This window comes from Streptomyces sp. NPDC111802, assembly GCF_055634335.1.
This window is the reverse complement of record NZ_JBVKCZ010000019.1, coordinates 73,602-92,715: the sequence shown is the minus strand read 5'-3', so window position 1 is coordinate 92,715 and position 19,114 is coordinate 73,602. Positions and strand designations below refer to the sequence as shown.

Sequence of the window (19,114 nt, the reverse complement as noted above, 5' to 3'; positions counted from 1 at the left end):
AGGCCGCCGCCGTGGCGTAGAGGGCAGGATGTGTAGTCAGGATCGGGCCCAGTCCCGCACGGCGCCGATCGAGGGGGCATGCGCGCAGACCGAGTGCCGCACAGGCTCGATCCCGTGCGGGGCCACAGACCGGGGTGACGGTACGTCAAGGACACTCCGGCGTCGTGCAGCATGCGGGCGGCCCAGTCGGCAGCGGCGAGGCTCTCCGGGGAACCGTCGAGGCCGAGGGTGACGGTACGGGACATGAGGGGCCTCCTTCGGTGTGTCCCCCCACACTCGTGTCCCGAGATCCGCGGCAGGAGGGACCACAAGGCCCCGAGTGCAGCCGATCGGCCTTTTGCAACGGCCGTCCTGACGGACGTGGAGGCGTCTGAGGAGACGGTGGCACCGGAGCGACAGGGTGTTCGCCGCTCAGCCGGTCGTCGGTACCAGCACCACGGGGCAGTGGGAGTGGTGCAGCAGGGTGTGGCCGACCGGGCCGAGCTGTGGTCCCAGCCCGCTCGCGCGCCGGTGTGCGCCAATGACGACCACGGCGGACTCACGCGTGGGCGTCCACCAGGGCGTGCCCCGGTCCGGTGCGCACCGTGCCGGCCTCGACGTCGACGGCGGGGTGTTCCTCCCGCAACCGGGCCAGGCTGAAGCGCGGTACGGCCTCCTCGGCCCGGTCGTCCTGGACGAGCCGCTGTTGCCCGGGACTCGTCGCGGGAATCAGCGAGGGCAGTTCGGGGGTGACGTACGGGTGGGTCGAGTGCAGGACCCGCAGCCGGACACCGCGCCGCTCCGCCTCGTGGAAGGCGTAGGAGGCCGCGTCGGCGTCGGAGTCACTCTCCAGGCCCAGCAGGACTTCGCGCCTGTCATCGCACCGGTGGTCGCCGCGTACGACGAGCAGGGGGCCGTGCACGTGCGCGGCCAGGCGCAGGCTCACCGAGCCGACCAGCACCCCGGCGACTCCGCCGAGCCATCGCGTGCCGACGACGGTGAGTTCCGCTCCGTCGCTCTCCCGCACGAGCGCCCCTACGGCACTGCCCGTGACGGCCCTGGTCACCACTGGCAGGCGGGGGTCACGTTCCCCGACCCGGGCGGCCGCCGACGCGAGGACGGGTCCGGCCTCGTCACGGTCGGGCACCGCGTACACGACACGCAGCTCGGCACCGCGGCGTACTGCCTCGGAAGAGGCCCAGTCAAGGGCTCGTACGGCGTTCAGGGAACCGTCCACTCCAACGACCACATGGTGGAGAACCATCTCCCTCTCCTTTCTGCTCCGTGCTGTCGATGCTCGTCCTTCCGCGACGTCACGAGCAGGGGCCACGCGAACCCGGCGACATGCCGTACGGCCCCAGCCGCACGACCATTCGGCCCCGCACCCGGACGAACGCGAGAGGTCGCAGAGCCAGTCAGGAGGAGAGGTCCAGTCCGTACATGCTGCGTCCGCCGACCAGTTCGCGACCGGTCACCAGCTCGGGCTCGATGCGGACGAAGACCTCGCGAGGCGAGGGCACCCAGGAACGCGGACCTGTGCGGGCCAAGCGCTCGTGCTCGTCCGGATCGGTGACCAAGGTGGCGGTACCCGTGACGACGACGCTCCAGCCCGAGTGTGTGTCCGCATCGACCTCGTCCGCCTCGAAGGCGACCACCGCGCCGTCGATCGCGCGCACCAGTTCGGACGTGGCCGCGGTGCGAAGCAGCACGGCGCCGTCGGTGTCCAGGCAGAAGTTGACGGGCAGTACCGCGGGCAGGGCCTGGCGTGTGTGCACGATCCGGCCCACTGGCACTTTCGCCAGCCGGCGCAGGCACTCCTGCCGTTCGAGTTCGCGGAATCCGTCGTTGCGGTACATGAGTCAGTCCGTCTTTCGCCTGATGCAGCGGTGCGCTGAGAAGTCCATCGTTCGCCCTGCAAGGGCTGCGGGCGAGGGCCATCAGTCCCGGACATGCCGGACAACAGCCCTTTTCACGCCGTGATCCGCCGCCCGGTGATATCAACGGGATCGACGCGCACCCACCGGTCGCGCCGCCCACCTGTCCAGGGCGCGTTGCATGCCTCTTCGTCGAGCCGACGCGCCTCGTCAGGGTCCGTCAAGGTCCGCGCGTGTCCCCGTACGAGCACGCTCCAGCCCTGGGCGAACGCCTCCTCATCGATGCGGTCGACCTCGACGGCGACCTGACAGCCGGCCGCCTGCGACGGTGTCGTGCCGAGGGCGCTCCGGAACACGATGGCACCGCCCACGACGCTGTATTTGACGGGAACGACGACCGGCCCGGTGACGGTGGGCGCGCCCGGGCGTCCGACGCCATGAGTCGACAGCAGAGCGCGGTACTCCGGCATGGACAGTTCGGTGATGCCGGGGCGGCGGGACGCCTCGGATGCGGTGCCGGGCAGCATTCCGATGTCGCCTCCGGTGGACTCCCTGACGGCCGCGTGGAGGATCTCCGCCAGCATGTGGAGCGCACCTGGACCCGGCACAGCAGCCGGATGCTCTTCCAAGTACCGCAGACAGCTCGGGGCCATGCCCGACCGGGTCGCGGCCTCCTCCAGGAAGTGGCCAGGTTCTGTGCCTCGCCGGGCGAGACAGCTCCCGAGGTCGCCCACGGGCACCGAATCGGTCGCCCTCGACGGGACCTGTTCGGTCATGGCCCGTCACTGCCCCTCGTCAGGCCGCCCGGACGGCGACCACGTCGTGCTGCTCCCCGGCGAGGACGACCTTCAGGGCACCGGTGTCGGCGGCGCGGCCGAAGACGTCGTAAGCCTCCTCCATGAGGTCCAGCGGGAAGGTGTGGGTGACCAACTCCGCGGTGGGCAGTAGGCCGGCGGCTGCCATGCGCAGCAGGGTGGGGGTGGAGTGGGTGTCGACGAGGCCGGTGGTGATGGTCACGTTCTTGATCCACAGGTCCTCGAGGTGCAGGGTCGCGGGTCGGCCGTGCACGCCGACATTGGCGACGTGTCCGCCGGGGCGGACCATCCGCGTGCACATCTCGAAGGTCTCCGGAACTCCAACGGCCTCGATGGCCACGTCGGCTCCCAGTCCGTCAGTGAGGTCGGAGATCAGTTGCTCGGGGTCCTCGCGGGCGTCGGCAACAGCGTCGGCACCGAGCTGCCGAGCCGCCTCCAGCCGGGTGGCGGCGAGGTCCACGGCGATGATCCGCGCGGGTGCGAACAGCCGGGCCGTGGCGATGGCGGCGAGCCCGATGGGGCCCACGCCGACGACGGCGACGGTGTCGCCGGGCCGTACCTGCCCGTTGAGCACGCCCACTTCGTAGGCGGTCGGGAAGATGTCGGCCAGCAGGACAGCGTCCTTGGCGTCCAGCGTGCCGGGCAGCGCATGCACGGAGAGGTCGGCGTGCGGCACGCGCACATACTCGGCCTGCGTGCCGTCGATCAGGTGACCGAGGATCCAGCCTCCGCCGCCCCGGCACTGACCGTACATGGCCTTGCGACAGTAGGAGCAGCGGCCGCAGGCGGTGATGCAGGAGACCAGGACCCGGTCCCCCGGCCGTACGGTGCGCACATCGGCGCCGGCCTCCACGACCTCGCCTACCGCCTCGTGCCCGAGCACCGTGCCGGGACGCACCTCGGGTACGTCGCCCTTGAGGATGTGCAGGTCGGTGCCGCAGATGGTGACGGTGTCGACGCGCACGATCACGTCGGTGGGGTCCTTGAGACCGGGGTCCGGGACGTCCTCCCAGGAGAAGTGTCCGGGACCGTGGAAGACGAAGCCCTTCATGACGATCCTTCCCTCATCGGTTGCCGCCGGGGCAGCGGCTCCGAGGCTCGGCCAGGAACACCGTTGCCGGTAGTACCCCTTAGGTCCAGTTTGGTTCCGAGCCGGGGCGCATGGCCTTGGGCCGGTCGGCCCCGATCGCCCGCCGGACGGGCCGCGGCGCGCTCTAGGGGCCGGTCGGCCCCGCGATACCGGGCAAACTGGGCCGACCGGCCCTTCCGCCCGCACCGCCGCAAGGCATTCGCTGTGAGCATGTCCGAGAACCACACCAGGTCCGCGCCCCCTCTCTCGGTGCGCAACGTCGCTGGTACGACCGTCGTGGAGCTGCGCGGCGAGATCGACCTCCTCGCGGCGCCGGCCCTGGCGGCGCGGCTGGATGCACTGACGGCCGGCATGCGCCCCGATCTGGTGCTCGATCTGCGTGCCGTGTCCTTCATCGACTGCAGTGGGCTCGGCGTCCTGTGCCGGGCCCGCAACCGCGTCCTGGCCCGGCAGGGCCGACTGCGACTGGTCGCCCACAATGCCCGCTTCCGGCGCGTACTGCGCCTCGCCGGTCTGGCGGACGTGTTCGAGATCCACCCCGGCTTGCCCACGTCCCTCGTCGCGGAGGTCGTGACCGTCGTGGCAGGCTGACGCGCCCCGACCGGCTACCCGCTCACCCGGCCGGCGTCGAGGACCGTACGCGCCGCGCGCCGCGGAGTGGCAGGTCCCTCGGGCCGTAGCCGAGACGGACGAGCATGTGCGCGTGATCGGACCCGGAGGTCACTGACCCGCGCAGGTCGGGCCACTCCATCGCCTGGTGCAGGAGCGAGGCGCGCAGCCCGTGAGCCGTAGCAACCAGGAGGACGCGTTCAAGGGCCTGTCCGGCGCGCAGCCAGTCGGTGCGGCGGTCGTGCTCTGTGGTCAGCGGGGCGACTACGGAGGTTGTCTCGTAGGGGCGGGCGAGGAGCTTGTTCGGCATGGTGTTGCGTGGTGACGTCGCGCATGGGGAGCCTTTCCCGGGCGTCCTGCCGGCCGAGTGCCGCCCACGGCAGGCCGGTGTCGGCCTCTGCGTACGGATCCCCGCGCACCCAGCGGCCGCTCTCTCACGAGCAGGCGTGCGGTCTCGGCGCGCTCGGGGAAGTAGAGCCGTGCGCCCTCCGCGTCCGCCGCGGCGGCGAGTTCGACGCACAGATCCGGCGGGATCGGCCGGTCGGAGAACGGGAAGCGGCTGCTGTGCCTGCGCCAGACCGCACCGTACAGGTCGATGTCGCCTCTACGGGCACGGCCGAGGGCGAGCTCGGTCGGGCGGACGGATGCGAGCAGGTCCGGTTTTCCTGGGCGGGGCAGGAGGCGGGTGACCGTGCCCCAGCCGGAGTGGGCCATCGCGATGCGGAGGTTGAGCAGGGCAGCGCCCACCTAGAGATACAGGGCCCGGCCTTCCGGGTCCGTGTGCCGCAGGCCCGCGACGGGGCGGCGCACACATGAACGGTGACTGTTTCCGGATCCAGCCGGAAGTGCCACGGCTGCGAGTTGTGAATCGAGGGCGCGGCGACCGCGGCCAAGACGCACTTCTCCAGGATCGCGGCGTCGAAGGACGTGGTGCGCATGGGGTCCTCCTCCACTCGCCCCGGAGTGGTGGTGTCCACCGAGAGTGAGCCGCCGGGCTCGGCACGTTGAGTGGCCGATGGTCCCTGATCAGGGCGGAACGGCCCGGCTTCGTGCACGACTTGGTCCCGGTCGGCCCCTCGTCGCCCCCTGACCGGCCCATGCCGTCGCCTGGCGCCGGCTGTCACCGTCGGGACAGCGAACACGCGGAGGAGGTGCGAACCGATGAGCGACGGCGCATGCACGAGGAAGCGGTTCTGGCGGTGGCGCAACAATCCGTTGCGGCGACGCGACGACATCGTCGAGGCATGGACCGTGCTGGCCGTCTGGGCGGCCGTCCTGATGGGCGGCACACTGGCCGGCCTGCTCACGGCCCAGGCAGCCGACGAGGTGTTCGCCCGACAGCGCACCGAACGGCACTCCATGCGCGCCGTGCTCCTCGCGGGCGTCCCGGACACCGCCGCATCGACGGCCCAGCGCGCGCTCGGGAAGGTCCGCTGGACGACGGCCGACGCCACGACGCGCACGGACACAACGCTGGTGGCCACAGGACAGAAGGCCAGCGCCAAGATCACGGTCTGGCTGGATGCCCGAGGCGAACTCGCCACCGAGCCATACGGAGGCGGCCGTCGAGGCGGGCGTCCTGGGCACGGCCGCCGCCCTCGGCCTCGCCGGCACGGTGTTCGGCGCAGGTGCGCTGATCCGGTGGCGGCTCGACCGGCGGCGTATCGACGCGTGGGGCCGAGAGTGGGACCTGGTGGGTCCCCGATGGGGCCACAAGACTGGATGACCCTGTCGCCACTCGACAGCCTCGACGACGTATTTCCAGGCGGGTCGCAGGCCTGCCGCGCCCATGCTCATGAGAGCCGATGCCCGATAACAGAGCGGACCGCCTCAGTCGTTCCACATCTGACATCGAGATCCTGACCATGTCCGGGCCAACAGCCCGCAGCCCACCTCCTCGTGTGCGATTTCAGCTCGCCAGAAACTTGCGAGCCCTGTACTGCCAGCAGACGAAAACCCTGCTGGGACGAACGCGCCCGCACCCGAACCCGGCGCCGCGCCCGTCCGCGCAGAGACCGAGCCGCAAGAACCGGCCTGGCCTTCCGGTCGAGTCGCCTGGTCCGGCGCAAGTCTGGGTCGATGAGCCCCAGATGCCCGAGTTCTACGGAGCGTAGTCAGCACCAAGTCAGCACGGGAGAGACGAAGACGGGTGATGACGTGGGCTTTTAGTCAGCACCAAACCAGCACGGGAGTCAGCACGCCACCATCAAATCACCCCTAACCAGGCTTTCCAGACAGCAGTCCCTTCGCCCCTCTACGAACCCCCGAAGCACCGCTCCGCGACAAGACATGGTGGCCCCACGCATAACCACGTCCCGAACTATGTTGCCCCACCACATGTGCGCCTGACCTGCAGGTTTCTACCGTGTGGCAGCACGTACCCGTCCCCACCGCACACGAGGAAGTGGCGCACATGGCCTCCGGAACCACCGCTCCCCCACCACCCGCGAACCTCCGTCGCATCGTCGCCGCCAGCCTCATCGGCACCACCATCGAGTGGTATGACTTCTTCCTCTACGGATCGGCTGCGGCCCTCGTCTTCAACAAGCTGTTCTTTCCCGACTCCGACCCGCTCGTCGGGACCCTGCTGTCGTTTCTGACGTACGCCGTCGGGTTCGCCGCACGGCCGTTGGGCGCGCTGGTCTTCGGGCACTACGGTGACCGGCTCGGCCGTAAGAAGCTGTTGGTGTTGAGCCTGCTGCTGATGGGTGGGGCGACCTTCGCGATCGGGCTGCTGCCGACGCACGCGACCATCGGGTCCGCCGCGCCGGTGCTGCTGACCGTGCTGCGGCTGGTGCAGGGCTTCGCACTCGGTGGTGAATGGGGCGGAGCCGTGTTGCTGGTGTCGGAACACGGGGACGCGCGCCGGCGTGGCTTCTGGGCCTCGTGGCCTCAGACCGGTGCGCCGGCGGGCCAGTTGCTGGCGACCGGTGTGCTGTCCCTGCTGACGGCCGTGCTGTCGGACAGCGCCTTCGGCAGCTGGGGCTGGCGGATCCCGTTCCTGCTCTCCGGTGTGCTGGTGATCGTCGGTTTGTGGATTCGTCTGTCTGTCGATGAATCGCCTGTCTTCAAGCAGGCGTTGGCACAGGCGCAAGCACGCAAGGTCGCGCCCACCGCCGCTGCCGAGGCCGAGAAGCTGCCGCTCGTCTCCGTGTTGCGGCACCACTGGCGTGATGTGCTTGTGGCGATGGGCGCGCGCATGGCGGAGAACATCAGCTACTACGTCATCACGGCGTTCATCCTCGTCTACGCCACGACCTCGGCCGGAGTCTCCAAGCAGACGGCGCTCAACGCGGTCCTCATCGCCTCGGCCGTCCACTTCGCGGTCATCCCGGGCTGGGGCGCGCTGTCGGACCGGATCGGTCGCCGTCCCGTCTATCTGATGGGCGCGGTCGGCGTCGGGCTGTGGATGTTCCCGTTCTTCCGGCTCATCGACACCGGTGGCTTCGGCAACCTGATCCTCGCCGTGACCGTGGGCCTGGTGATGCACGGCGCCATGTACGCGCCCCAAGCCGCCTTCTTCTCGGAGATGTTCGCGACGCGGATGCGCTACTCCGGTGCTTCGATCGGCGCCCAGTTCGCCTCGGTCGCGGCGGGCGCGCCCGCACCGCTGATCGCCACCGCGCTGCTGAACGACTACGGCAGCTCCACGCCGATCGCCCTGTACGTCATCGCCGCGGCCGTCCTGACGGTGATCGCGATCAGCGTGGCCAAGGAAACCCGCCACCGGGACCTGGCCGACGTCGATGCCTCGGAGCGAGCGGAGCCCTCGGCGGCCCGGGCGGCCGACGCGCACTCCGTCTGACCCACTCCTGGCCCGAACGGCCGAGTGCCGGCCACCGACCCCCGTACGCCACCGCGTGCGGGGGTCAGCGTTGCGACTGGGCGGACAACCGGTGCAGGCGCAGGGCCAGTTGGATCTCCAGGACACGGGCCGGGCTCTGCCAGTCGCCGCCCAGGAGGCGGCCGACGCGCTCCAGGCGCTGCGCGACCGTGTTCACATGGACATGCAGTTCGTCCTTGGTGCGGGCCGGACTCATCCCGCAGGCGAAGTACGCGTCGAGGGTGTGCAACAGATCGGTTCCGCGCCGTTCGTCGTATGCGACGACCCGGCCGATCGTACGGTCGACGAAGCCGGTGATGTCCCGGTCTCCGGCCAGCAGCAGCCCCAGGAACCCGAAGTCCTCGGCGGCGGCGCCGTCCCCGGAACGGCCGAGCAGGCCCAGCGCGTCGAGGCAGCGCCGGCTCTCCTCATAGGCGGCGGCCACGGCTTCCGGTCGGGCGGCCAGGTTCTCGACCGGAGCGGAGGCGCCGACGGTGACCGCTTCGTGGACGGCCGTGCCGAGGTGACGGGCGGTGCGGCGGGCCACAGCGGTGGCCGTGTCTCCCGTCTCGAGGGGCAGGAGCAGCACCGTGCCGCCGTCGCGGGCCACGGCCAGGCCGTGCCGGGTCGCAGCGAGGTGGGACGCGGCGGACCACAGGCGTCTGCGGGCGGCCGCCTCCTGGTCGGCGTCGGCCGCCACGGTGTCGAGGCGTGCGGCGAGGACGACGTGGGTGGCGTCGAGGTCGGCGTACAGCCGCGCCGCTCGTTCTCGCAGCAGCCGCGGGTCGCGGTCGCGGGCGTCGAGCAGGTCGTCCAACAGCTCGCCCCGGACGCGCTGTTCGGCCTCGGCGGCGGAGCGCCGGGCGAGGAGCAGGAGTGACGTGACCATCGCGGCCCGCTCCAGAGTGCGCTGGTCGACGGGGTCCAGGCCGGGGTGGCCGCGCAGGACGAGCGCGCCCAGGAGTTCGCCGCCTGCGACCACGGCGGCGATCCAGTCGTCGGCGTGCCGTACGGCGTGGCCCTCGGCACGGGATGCCTCCAGGGCCTCGGCCGGTGCGGTGATGGCCTCAGTGAACTCGACCGTGCCGTCCAGGACTTGGGAGACGGCGGCGGCCACGTCGTGCACTCCGCCACCGTGCAGCACGAGTTGGGCGAGGCGGTCGTGCACATCGGAGGCGCGCTCGATGACTCCGCTGCGGTCCCGGATGATCTCGTTGGCCCGCTCCAGGTCGGCGAGGGCCGAGCGGGTCTCGGTGAGCAGGTTCGCGGTGTCGATGGCGGCCGCGGCGAGGGCGGCGAAGGAGCCGAGTAGGGCGACTTCCTCCCGCTCGAAGACCCGGGCACGCCGGTCCGCCGCGAAGAGGACCCCGATGACATGGTGCCCCAGCATCAGCGGCACCCCGAGGATGGCGACCAGCCCCTCGTCGCGCACACCGGTGTCGATGGCTAGGGTGTGCTGGAAGCGGTCGTCCTGGAAGTAGTCGTCGGTGACATAGGGGCGGGCGGTCTGTGCGACGAGTCCGCCGAGCCCCTCCCCCATGCCGAGCCGCAGCTGCTGGAAGCGGGCGGCGACCGAGCCCTCGGTGACCCGCATATAGGTGTCGCCCCTGGCCGGGTCGTTCAGACTGAGATAGGCGACGTCCGTGCCGAGCAGCGACCGGGCGCGCTGCACGATCGCCCGGAGCACGGCGTCCAGGTCCCGCAGGCCGGCCAGGTCGTGGGCCGTCTCGAACAGGGCCGACAGCTCGGCTTCGCGCCGGCGCCGTCCCTCCAGTTCGGAGCGGACGCGCAGCGCGAGCAGCCTGGCCTGTTCGAGGGCGACGATCCACTCGGTGGATCTGCCCTCGGCACGGGCGAGCAGCACCGGCTGCTCATAGGCATCGGCGGACGCGCCCCGGGCCAGCAGCTCCAGGAACGGCGTCTCGGCGCTGCTCAGGGGCGCTCCGGCATCGACTGGGGAGCGCTCGGCGGGGTGCAGGTGATCGCGAGACATGCCGACAGGATTGCTCATCGCACCGTCACCCCGTCAGCCCTGTGGATAACTCGGAATTCCACCGACGCCCGGCCGGTCAGTGCGCGGTCCAGCCACCGTCGAGCACCAGCGACGTACCGGTCACGAAGGACGCGTGCGGGCTGCACAGGTACGCCACGGCCTCGGCGACCTCCTCGGGTTCGATGAGCCGCTTGACCGCACTGTCCTGCAACAGCACCTCGGATAGGACCCGCTCCTCGGGAATGCCGTGCGCCCGGGCCTGGTCGGTGAGCTGCCGCTCGACCAGTGGGGTGCGTACATAGGCGGGGTTCACACAGTTCGAGGTGACGCCGTGTGGCGCACCCTCAAGGGCGGCTGTCTTGGACAGTCCCTCCAGACCGTGTTTGGCGGCCACATAGGCAGACTTGAAGGCCGAGGCGCGCAGCCCATGTACGGAGGACACATTGACGATCCGGCCCCAGCCCTGCCCATACATATGGGGCAGGGCACCACGGATGAGCCGGAACGGTGCCTCCAGCATCACGGTGAGGACCGTGTGGAAGACGTCGGGTGGGAACTCCTCGATGGGGCGCACCAGTTGCAGCCCGGCGTTGTTCACGAGGACGTCGGTGCCGGCGGCAGCGAGTTCGGCGGCGTCCAGATCGGTGAGGTCGAGGACGTGCGGTTCGACGGCGCCCGCAAGGCCCCGGGCCCGCTCGGCGAGCTCCTCCAGGCCCGTGGAGTCGCGGTCGACCGCTCTCACCTTCGCCCCCGCGGCCGCGAGCCGCAGCGCACAGGCCCGGCCGATGCCACCGGCGGCACCGGTGACCAGGGCGGTACGACCGCCCAGATCGAGCGGAGAGGGCGAGGACGGGCCGTGAGCCGGGAGGGCGCTGAGCGGGGTCATGATTCGACCCTAGGCACCGCCCTCGCCAGGCCACATATGGTCACAACCCATACTTCAGGCCGAGGTCATAGGTTCGAACCACGTGGGTTCGTCGGACAGCGCCTGCTTGATCCGGAAGACCTGATGTTCGTTCATCATGGGCAGCGCGTCCACCGCGAACCAGCCCACCTCCACGGACTCGTCATCGTTGACGCGTGCCTCGCCGCCGACGGCCCGGCAGCGGAACGTGATGTCCATGAACTGGCACTTGTCGCCGTTGGGGTAGGTGACCTCATGGCCGGAACCGATGAGGACGACCCGCTCGACCACGCACTCGACGCCCGTCTCCTCGTGCACCTCACGCACGGCGCAGGCGGCGGGCTGCTCCCCGGGGTCGGGGATGCCGCTGATCACCGTCCACTGGTGGTTGTCCGCGCGCTGCCCCAGCAGGACACGTCCCTCGTCGTCGAAGACGACGGCGCTGACCCCGGGAAGCCACAGCAGCTGGTGACCGGCGGAGGCCCTGATCGTACGAATGAAGTCGGGAGTAGCCATGCCTCCGACCCTAACGGGCAGGTGGCGGCGCCCCCGGCGAGTTCCCGGGGGCGTGCGACCGGCGTACGGCTACACGTCACCGCCGCGTCGCGCGCGCACCCCGGCGCCGATCGCCCAGCCGAGACCGCCCGCGGCAATCAGCACCAGGGCGATCTCCGGCAGGATGCCCAGGCGCGTGGCGGGGGTCTCGGAGGAGCGCAGCGGGACCTTCTGGACGAGCGAGTCGGCCACGAACATGCCCGTCCGCTGCGTGATCGTGCCGTCCGGCATGATGATCGCGCTGACGCCGCTGGTCACCGGCACGGTGACGGTCCGGCTGTGCTCGACGGCGCGGACGCGGGACATGGCGAGTTGCTGGTAGGTCATCTCGCTGCGGTCGAAGGTGGCGTTGTTGCTCGGCACGGAGATCATCTGGGCGCCGTCGGTGACCTCGGAGCGCACCGCCCAGTCGAAGGCCGCCTCGTAGCAGGTGACGAGGCCGACCTTGGCGCCGTCCATGGTGAACACACCCGGCTCGCTGCCCCGGCTGAAGTCCTTGCGGACCATCGAGGTCCAGTTCTCGTTGATCGCCCCGACGAGCGAACGCAGCGGCAGGTACTCGCCGAACGGCTGGATCTGCCGCTTGTCGTAGGTGTCGACGGGACCCTTGGCCGGGTCCCACAGGATCTGCTCGTTGAGCAGCTTGCCGTCGCGCTCCACGACGCCGCCCACCGATATGGGCGCGCCGATCGCCTTGGCCGCCGTGTCGATGACGACGCGGGCGTCGGCGTTGGCGAAGGGGTCGATGTCGGAGGAGTTCTCGGGCCACAGCACGAAGTCGGGCTGTGCGACCTTGCCTGCCTTGACCTCGGCGGCCAGGCGCTCGGTCTCGCGCGCGTGGTGGTCCAGTACGGCCCGCCGCTGGGCGTTGAAGTCCAGCCCCGCGCGCGGCACGTTGCCCTGGATGACCGCGACGGTCGCCATGCCGCTCTCGGCCTCGTCGCTGACCAGCGGCCGTGCGGCCACCGCGCCCACCACGGGCACGGCCACGCTCAGCAGGGCCACGGCCGCGGCGGAGCGCTGGACGGTCCGGGTGCGCCGCCGTTCGATGACGAGGCGTGCGACTTCGTAGAGCCCGAAGCCGCACAGGACGACGGCGAAGCCGAGCACCGGTGTGCCGCCGACCGCGGCGAGCGGCAGGAAGACGCCGTCTGCCTGGCCGAACGCGATCTTGCCCCAGGGGAAGCCGTGGAACGGCGCACGCGCGCGTGCCGCCTCTCCGGCGATCCACAGCGCCGCCGCCCACACCGGCCAGGCGGGCAGTTTCGACACCACGGCGACTCCCGCGCCCACCAGCGCGACGAAGATCGCTTCGATCGCGACAAGTGCGATCCAGGGGCCGGGTCCGACCTCCACTCCGGTCCACACCAGCAGCGGCAGCAGGAAACCGAGACCGAAGAGATAGCCGAGGCCGAGGCCCGCCTTCCAACTGCGTCCGCGCAGCACCCAGCCGAAGACGGCGAAGGCGGGCAGGGACAGCCACCACAGGGTGCGCGGCGGGAAGCTGACGTAGAGCAGCACTCCGGAGAGCGCCGCGGCGAGGGCCGGAACCAGCCGCACGAGCCGTGCCGCGCGCGAAGTGGGCGCGGTCTGCGGCTCCAACTGGTCCGACTCGTCCACGGTGGTTGCGGTGACGGTCACTCCGGGAGTGTACGGCGGTTGACCTTGACACCGACAGCGCGGTCCGGCGGCGGAAGGCTCCTGCACGGGCCCACGCGATGCATATGGCCCGGGTGACCGCGCCCCCGGCAGGAAGCCCGGCCGACAATGCCGCCGACCGACACCTGCCGAGCGCCTCTGCCCAGCCTGCGAACGCCGTCACCCCCGGCTGTGTGGCGCTCCCCCGCTACTCTCGTGACGCATCGTTCCTGCACGAGACGTCCACAATCCGGCCATAAGCCGTTACGGTATGCCGGAGCCTCAGTCGTATCGGCCGGTCAGGTCCGGTGGCTGAGGCCCGTCACAGGTCGGGGGACCGGGTTCGGGGGGCGGGGTGGGTGTCGCGGGGATGACGTCTGTGGCAGGTCCGGGTGCGGCCGGCGACAGACGAAACGTTTCTGATGCGGCCGGCGTGGTGATCCTGGGGGCCTGCGCCTCCTGGTCGCTGATCTCGGCTGCCGTGCACGACGGCCGCCCCGAGGGTGTGCTGCTCGCGATTCTCGCCGTGGCCGCCGGTTATGCCGCCGGGCGGATCAGCGGGGCACTGCTGCCGGTCGCCGCACCCTGCGCCGGAGCCCTGGCCGGAGTGAGCCTGACGCTGACCGTTCCGCATCTCACCCCCGGCCCTCAAATCGTCGCCCCCTTGGGCCACGCGGGGGCCACCGCCGCCGTTCTGACCCTCTCCGCGGGCGCCGCGTGCTGCGCCGCCTGGGCCGCGTCGGCGCCGGTCGTGCGCCTGGGCCTGCGCGTACTGGCCGCCGCAATCGCGATCACCGCGGCGGCCCTCGGCTCGACCAGCGGCTTCATCACCTGCTCCGCCGTCCTGTTGTGCTCGCTCGCCGCGGGCCACCTCCGCCGTCGCGGGGTGGGCATCGCGGGACTGGCCGTGGCGGCGGCCTCGGTCACCGGCCTGACCTGGGCGGTCGCCGGCAACGCGGTACCCGGCGGACTGCTCGCCCGGCTGGAGGGCCGGCTGACGGGGCACCGGATCCAGCTGTGGCACGACGCGCTGCACCTGGCGCGCGAAGAGCCCACCCTGGGTGTGGGTCCGGGGCGCTTCGGCGAGCTCAGTACGACGGCGACCGGGACGCTGCTGTCCGACGGCAAGCCTCACTCGGCACCCTTGCAGCAGGCGGCGGAACAGGGGGTCGTCGGCGTGCTGCTGCTGGCGGCGGCCTTCTGCTGGATGCTGTTCGCGCTGTGGCGTACCGCCCGTCCCACCCCTGTCGCGCTCACCGCCGGTGCCGCCCTCACGGCCCTGGCGGTGATCGCCGCGGTCGGCAACGCGCTCAGCTTCACGATGGTGTCGGTGGGAGCGGGCCTGCTGGCGGGGCTGGCAACGGCACGCCCGATGGCCGGCGATTCTTCGCAGCCCGAGAACGACGTACGCGCGCGTGGCGATCGGTTGGCCCCATGACCGCGAGCCCGATGGGCTGAGGTCACCATGGCGTGCGGCGCCATGGTGTGCAGCACCATGATCTACGGCACCACGATCCGGTGTACGGCAATGTCGCCGACGCACATGGGCCCAAAAGCCACCCGCAGTGACGACCGCCTCGATGCCAATCCCTGGATCCGCCTAGATCCCCTGGATCGCCCTGGGCCCCACGGATCTCACAGATCTCATGGATCTCACAGATCTCACGGATCTCAGAGCGCCGTACCAGCCGCCCGAGACCGCAGCCGATCCCTGATGACGCCCACGGCCGCCTCGGCATCGTCCACGGTGATCGTGAAGGTGTGGCCGTCCCACAGCCGCAGCACCAGCCCCTCACCACGCCGTACGACGACGGCGGTTCCCTTGTCGGGCCGCCACCGGTAGCCCCAGCCGCCCCAGTGACGAGGAGTGACGTGCGGGACGAAGTCGGCACCCACGACCTCGGACAGCGGGATCCGGCGGCGCGGCACACCGATGTGGCCGCAGCGCACCTCAAGGCACTCCTGGTCGACCTTCAGGGCGACATGCACGAACGCCAGGGTGCCGAAGAGGACCAGCAGCCCGGCCGCGATACAGCCCACGACGGCCATGACGAGCGCGGCGACTCCGTCCGTCCACGGCGAGTCGACGGCCAGCTCGATCCCGAGCGCCATACAGGCGGCACCGACGAGCGCGAGCAACCACTGGACCCGGTTGGTCGCCCGCCCGGTCCAGACATCGGGATGCGGCTTACCGCTGTGGGGGTGGTCCCTCATGGCTATGAGGTTACTCAGGATTCGCTGCGCTGGTACCGCGTCGCGGAGTGTGACTGCGCCGACCGGACCACTGCGGACCGAGGTCGTCCGTTTTGCGGCCTTCCGTCACCGTGCGGGGCTGATCGTCTGGAGGAGACGGCCTTCGTCGTAGGCGAGAGCGGGCTCGGGCAGCGCGCCCTCGCGGCCACTCAGCAGCACGGTCAGGTTGCCGCTCGGCACGGCTGCGGGGGCGGGCTGCTCGCCGAGGCGGCGCAGCGCCTGTGCGGCGACCGCGCCCGCGGAGCCGTGCAGGACGAGCGGCGGGAAGCCGGGGCGCTGGACGGCGGCGCGGATGCGGTCGGCGACGAGTTCGTAGTGGGTGCAGCCCAGGACGACGGTCGTCACGTCCTGGGGGGTCAGCGCGGCGGCCGCGGCGACCGCGACGTCGGTCGCCGTGTCGTCCGCGTGCTCGACCGCTTCGGCCAGCCCGAAGCAGGGCACTTCGGTGACGGTCACGCCGTCGGCGAAGTCCTTGATCAGTCCGCGCTGGTAGGGGCTGCCGGTGGTCGCGGGGGTGGCCCAGATCGCGACGGGGCCCCCGCCGGCCGCGGCCGGCTTGATCGCGGGAACCGTCCCGATGACCGGTATGCCGGGTTCAAGACGGTCGCGCAGGGTGGGCAGCGCGTGCACGCTCGCGGTGTTGCAGCCGATGATCAGGGCGTCGGGCCGGTACGCGGCGGCCGCGTCGGCGACGGCCACTGCGCGCTGAGTGAGGTCTTCGGGAGTCCTGGGACCCCAGGGCATGCCGTCGGGGTCGAGTGAGAGCACCAGATCTGCGTCGGGTCGCAGCCGCCGTACCGCGGCCGTGGCCGCCAGCAAGCCGATTCCGGAGTCCATCAGCGCGATCTTCACCCGGCCACGATAGACGATGGGCCCTGGCGGACCCGTCCGGTGGGGCAGACTGCGCACGTGAGCGCCATCGCGTGGACCGCCGCCGCGTCACTCGCCGCCTGGCTGTGGCTGCTGCTCTGCCAGGGCTTCTTCTGGCGTACGGATGTCAGACTTCCGCGGCGGACGCAGCCGGAGGAGTGGCCGTCGGTCGGCGTCGTCGTACCGGCACGCGACGAGGCCGCGGTCCTTCGGGTGAGCCTGCCGTCGCTGCTCGCTCAGAACTATCCGGGGCGCGCGGAGATCTTCCTGATCGACGACGGCAGTTCGGACGGCACCGGGGAGCTGGCGCGCGAGCTCGCGCAACGGCACGGTGGGCTGCCGCTGACGGTGGACTCCCCCGGTGAGCCGCCCTCGGGCTGGACGGGCAAGCTCTGGGCGGTGCGGCACGGCATCACGCTGGCACGCGCGCGTGACCCCGAGTACCTCCTGCTGACGGACGCCGACATCGCGCATGCGCCCGACAGCCTGCGGGAGCTGGTGGCGGCAGCGCGCACCGGCGGTTTCGACGTCGTATCGCAGATGGCGCGACTGAGGGTGGAGAGCCTGTGGGAACGGCTGGTCGTGCCGGCCTTCGTGTACTTCTTCGCGCAGCTCTATCCGTTCCGCCGGATCGGTGAGAAGGGGACGCGGACGGCGGCAGCGGCGGGCGGCTGCGTCCTGCTGCGTGCCGAGGCCGCCGAGCGGGCGCGGATTCCGGACGCCATCCGGCACGCCGTCATCGACGACGTGGCACTCGCTCGGGCCGTCAAGCACGGCGGCGGCCACATCTGGCTGGGGCTGGCCGAGAGTGTGGACAGCGTGCGCCCGTATCCACGACTGACCGACCTGTGGCGGATGGTCTCGCGCAGCGCGTACGCGCAACTGCGACACAACCCGCTGGTGCTGGCCGGGACGGTCGCCGGGCTCGCGTTGGTGTATCTGGTGCCGGCGGCCGCCCTGGTCGTGGGTCTGGCGGGCGGGGATACGGCGGCGGCGGTCGGCGGCGGTCTCGCATGGCTGGTGATGACCGGGACGTATGTACCGATGCTCCGCTACTACCGCCAGCCGCTGTGGCTCGCTCCGCTGCTGCCGTTCACCGCGTTCCTCTATCTCCTGATGACGGTCGACTCCGCGGTGCAGCACTACAGGGGGCGTGGCGCGGCCTGGAAGGGCCGCACCTACGCGCGTCCGGACACGGTGCCCGACGAGGGCTGACTACTTGCGGCCCGGGGTCCAGTTCATGCCCCACCCGTAGGCGTAGTCGACCGTGCGCTGCGGGCTCACCCCGCGCTCGGGCACCAGGTAGCGGGCCTCACGCTGGACGACCAGGTCGTCGCCGGTGTTGGTGATCAGGGCGAGCGCGCACACCGTCGAGGGGACCGTGCACTCGTCGAGCGAGAAGTCGATCGCGGCGCCGTGCTGCGGCGTGAGGGTGACCGTGGCGTGCAGGTCGGCGAAGGAGCGCGCGCCCTCGTAGATGGTGACGAAGATCAGGATGCGCCGGAACGACCGCCGGTGGTCGAGATTGACGGTGAGGTTCTCGCCGCTGGCCACGGCACCGGTGCGGTCGTCGCCGTCGAGGTGGATGTACGGCGGCTGGTGCAGGGCGCCGAAGGCGTTGCCGAGGGACTGGATCACTCCCTTGCTGCCGTCGGCCAGCTCGTACAGGGCACACAGATCGAGGTCGAGGTCGTTGTGCATGGCGACCGGGCGGCCCAGCTTGCTCGCCCACCCGGAGAACTGCTTGCGCACCTCCCAGTTGAGGTTCACGCGCATGGCGCCCGAGGTGCCGCCCTGCTTGGTCAGCGAGACCGAGGGGGCCGCCTTGGTGAGCGTCACCTTGCTGAGGCTCACCGGCGGCGCCTGCGGCGGAGGCGGGGCGGCCGGCGGCATGGCGGGCGGCATGGTCGCCGGGGGCGCCACAGGTGGCGGGGTGGTCATCGCGGGTGTCGGTGCGGGTGCCGCCTGGGGTTCGTCGACCGTGATGCCGTAGTCGGTGGCGAGGCCCTCCAGGCCGCTGCCGTAGCCCTGACCGACGGCGCGGAACTTCCAGGCGCCCTGGCGGCGGTAGAACTCACCGAGTACGAAAGCGGTTTCGACCGTGGCGCCGGTGCTGTCGAAGCGGGCGACGACCGTGTCCTGGGCGGCGTCCTTGACCTCGATGTAGAGGTCCGGCACCTGACCGAACGATCCGCCGTCGGAGGAGGCGGCCAGGATGACGGTCTCGATGGCGGGCTCCACGCGCGCGAGGTCGACGAGGAGGCTGTCGGTCACCCGGCCACCGGCGTCCCGCTTGCCCTCGTGCCGGACGGCGCCGGAGGAGTGTGCGGGCTGGTTGTAGAAGACGAAGTCCCCGTCGGAGCGGACCTTTCCGCCGACGAGGAGCAGCGCCGAGGCGTCCGCATCGGGCACGCCGGGCCCTGAACGCCAGCCCAATTCGACCCGTAGTGCCGTCGTCGGCACCGGAACATTCGATCCCTTCGGCATTGACATGTCCGCCCCCATCACCTGCTCACCGCGCCAGGCATGTCCCGGCTGCCCACTGGGTTCTTCTACAGGGTCAACCTATTCCCCGCGCCATCGAAGTCCCACGAGGGGCATGCAAAGACCCGTGGTCAACCCGCGGTAACCCGCCCGGAACTCGGCATTTACACGATCCGCACGCTGATTGGCGTCCCTTTTTGCCGAGTTCGCTCGCATTGGGGATCCGG

The 19,114-nt window shown here is 71.0% G+C and carries 16 protein-coding genes and 2 pseudogenes; 6 read left to right on the top strand and 12 right to left on the bottom strand.

Annotation, left to right across the window (positions count from 1 at the left end; translation table 11 throughout):
- Window positions 1-411: 411 nt before the first annotated feature.
- The 4 genes and pseudogenes from ACZ7NC_RS22165 to ACZ7NC_RS22150 form a co-directional block, all read right to left on the bottom strand.
- Window positions 412-1,243: pseudogene (locus ACZ7NC_RS22165) on the bottom strand (universal stress protein).
- A 151-nt stretch (window positions 1,244-1,394) separates the two neighbouring features.
- Window positions 1,395-1,835, bottom strand: a complete 441-nt coding sequence (locus tag ACZ7NC_RS22160) for a pyridoxamine 5'-phosphate oxidase family protein (protein ID WP_471490596.1) — start codon at window positions 1,833-1,835, stop codon at window positions 1,395-1,397.
- A gap of 113 nt (window positions 1,836-1,948) precedes the next feature.
- A complete protein-coding gene (locus ACZ7NC_RS22155; RefSeq protein WP_471490595.1) occupies window positions 1,949-2,437 on the bottom strand; it encodes a pyridoxamine 5'-phosphate oxidase family protein in 489 nt (162 codons plus the stop codon).
- Window positions 2,438-2,648: 211 nt separating this feature from the next.
- The gene (locus ACZ7NC_RS22150) at window positions 2,649-3,719 is read right to left on the bottom strand and encodes a zinc-dependent alcohol dehydrogenase family protein (RefSeq protein WP_471490594.1); all 1,071 of its coding nucleotides are present in this window, start codon (window positions 3,717-3,719) and stop codon (window positions 2,649-2,651) included.
- Window positions 3,720-3,968: 249 nt separating this feature from the next.
- On the opposite strand from ACZ7NC_RS22150, the gene ACZ7NC_RS22145 reads away from it, so the two are divergent.
- On the top strand, window positions 3,969-4,349 hold the full coding sequence (locus ACZ7NC_RS22145; protein ID WP_471490593.1) for an STAS domain-containing protein: 381 nt from the start codon (window positions 3,969-3,971) through the stop codon (window positions 4,347-4,349).
- Window positions 4,350-4,371: 22 nt separating this feature from the next.
- Here ACZ7NC_RS22145 and ACZ7NC_RS22140 read toward each other — a convergent pair whose 3' ends face one another.
- Window positions 4,372-4,677 carry a hypothetical protein gene (locus ACZ7NC_RS22140; protein WP_471490591.1) on the bottom strand — a complete coding sequence of 102 codons (306 nt, stop codon included), beginning with the start codon at window positions 4,675-4,677 and terminating at the stop codon, window positions 4,372-4,374.
- Between the two features lie 851 nt (window positions 4,678-5,528).
- Between ACZ7NC_RS22140 and ACZ7NC_RS22135 the strand changes: the two are divergent.
- The 3 genes and pseudogenes from ACZ7NC_RS22135 to ACZ7NC_RS22125 all read left to right on the top strand — a co-directional run.
- Window positions 5,529-5,861: pseudogene (locus tag ACZ7NC_RS22135) on the top strand (Rv1733c family protein); the annotation flags it as partial.
- A gap of 28 nt (window positions 5,862-5,889) precedes the next feature.
- The gene (locus ACZ7NC_RS22130) at window positions 5,890-6,093 is read left to right on the top strand and encodes a hypothetical protein (protein ID WP_471490702.1); all 204 of its coding nucleotides are present in this window, start codon (window positions 5,890-5,892) and stop codon (window positions 6,091-6,093) included.
- Window positions 6,094-6,780: 687 nt separating this feature from the next.
- The gene (locus ACZ7NC_RS22125) at window positions 6,781-8,172 is read left to right on the top strand and encodes an MFS transporter (RefSeq protein WP_471490590.1); all 1,392 of its coding nucleotides are present in this window, start codon (window positions 6,781-6,783) and stop codon (window positions 8,170-8,172) included.
- A 64-nt stretch (window positions 8,173-8,236) separates the two neighbouring features.
- On the opposite strand, the gene ACZ7NC_RS22120 is transcribed toward ACZ7NC_RS22125, so the two are convergent.
- The 4 genes from ACZ7NC_RS22120 to lnt all read right to left on the bottom strand — a co-directional run bounded on the left by ACZ7NC_RS22120 (window position 8,237) and on the right by lnt (window position 13,283).
- Window positions 8,237-10,183 (bottom strand): helix-turn-helix domain-containing protein, encoded by a 1,947-nt coding sequence (locus tag ACZ7NC_RS22120; RefSeq protein ID WP_471490588.1) that lies wholly within the window; start codon window positions 10,181-10,183, stop codon window positions 8,237-8,239.
- 76 nt (window positions 10,184-10,259) lie between these two features.
- A complete protein-coding gene (locus tag ACZ7NC_RS22115) occupies window positions 10,260-11,069 on the bottom strand; it encodes a 3-hydroxybutyrate dehydrogenase (RefSeq protein ID WP_471490586.1) in 810 nt (269 codons plus the stop codon).
- Window positions 11,070-11,123: 54 nt separating this feature from the next.
- The gene (locus tag ACZ7NC_RS22110; RefSeq protein ID WP_471490585.1) at window positions 11,124-11,603 is read right to left on the bottom strand and encodes an NUDIX hydrolase; all 480 of its coding nucleotides are present in this window, start codon (window positions 11,601-11,603) and stop codon (window positions 11,124-11,126) included.
- 69 nt (window positions 11,604-11,672) lie between these two features.
- A complete protein-coding gene (gene lnt, locus ACZ7NC_RS22105) occupies window positions 11,673-13,283 on the bottom strand; it encodes an apolipoprotein N-acyltransferase (RefSeq protein ID WP_471490583.1) in 1,611 nt (536 codons plus the stop codon).
- Window positions 13,284-13,650: 367 nt separating this feature from the next.
- Here lnt and ACZ7NC_RS22100 point away from each other — a divergent pair, with 367 nt between their 5' ends.
- Window positions 13,651-14,718: an O-antigen ligase family protein gene (locus ACZ7NC_RS22100; protein ID WP_471490582.1), complete on the top strand. Its 1,068-nt coding sequence runs from the start codon at window positions 13,651-13,653 to the stop codon at window positions 14,716-14,718.
- A gap of 233 nt (window positions 14,719-14,951) precedes the next feature.
- On the opposite strand, the gene ACZ7NC_RS22095 is transcribed toward ACZ7NC_RS22100, so the two are convergent.
- Window positions 14,952-15,494 (bottom strand): hypothetical protein, encoded by a 543-nt coding sequence (locus tag ACZ7NC_RS22095; RefSeq protein WP_471490580.1) that lies wholly within the window; start codon window positions 15,492-15,494, stop codon window positions 14,952-14,954.
- 105 nt (window positions 15,495-15,599) lie between these two features.
- Window positions 15,600-16,385 (bottom strand): glutamate racemase, encoded by a 786-nt coding sequence (locus ACZ7NC_RS22090; protein WP_471490579.1) that lies wholly within the window; start codon window positions 16,383-16,385, stop codon window positions 15,600-15,602.
- A gap of 39 nt (window positions 16,386-16,424) precedes the next feature.
- Between ACZ7NC_RS22090 and ACZ7NC_RS22085 the strand changes: the two genes are divergently transcribed.
- Window positions 16,425-17,618 carry a glycosyltransferase gene (locus ACZ7NC_RS22085; protein ID WP_471490577.1) on the top strand — a complete coding sequence of 398 codons (1,194 nt, stop codon included), beginning with the start codon at window positions 16,425-16,427 and terminating at the stop codon, window positions 17,616-17,618.
- On the opposite strand, the gene ACZ7NC_RS22080 is transcribed toward ACZ7NC_RS22085, so the two are convergent.
- On the bottom strand, window positions 17,619-18,890 hold the full coding sequence (locus tag ACZ7NC_RS22080) for a TerD family protein (RefSeq protein ID WP_471490575.1): 1,272 nt from the start codon (window positions 18,888-18,890) through the stop codon (window positions 17,619-17,621).
- Window positions 18,891-19,114: the final 224 nt, after the last annotated feature.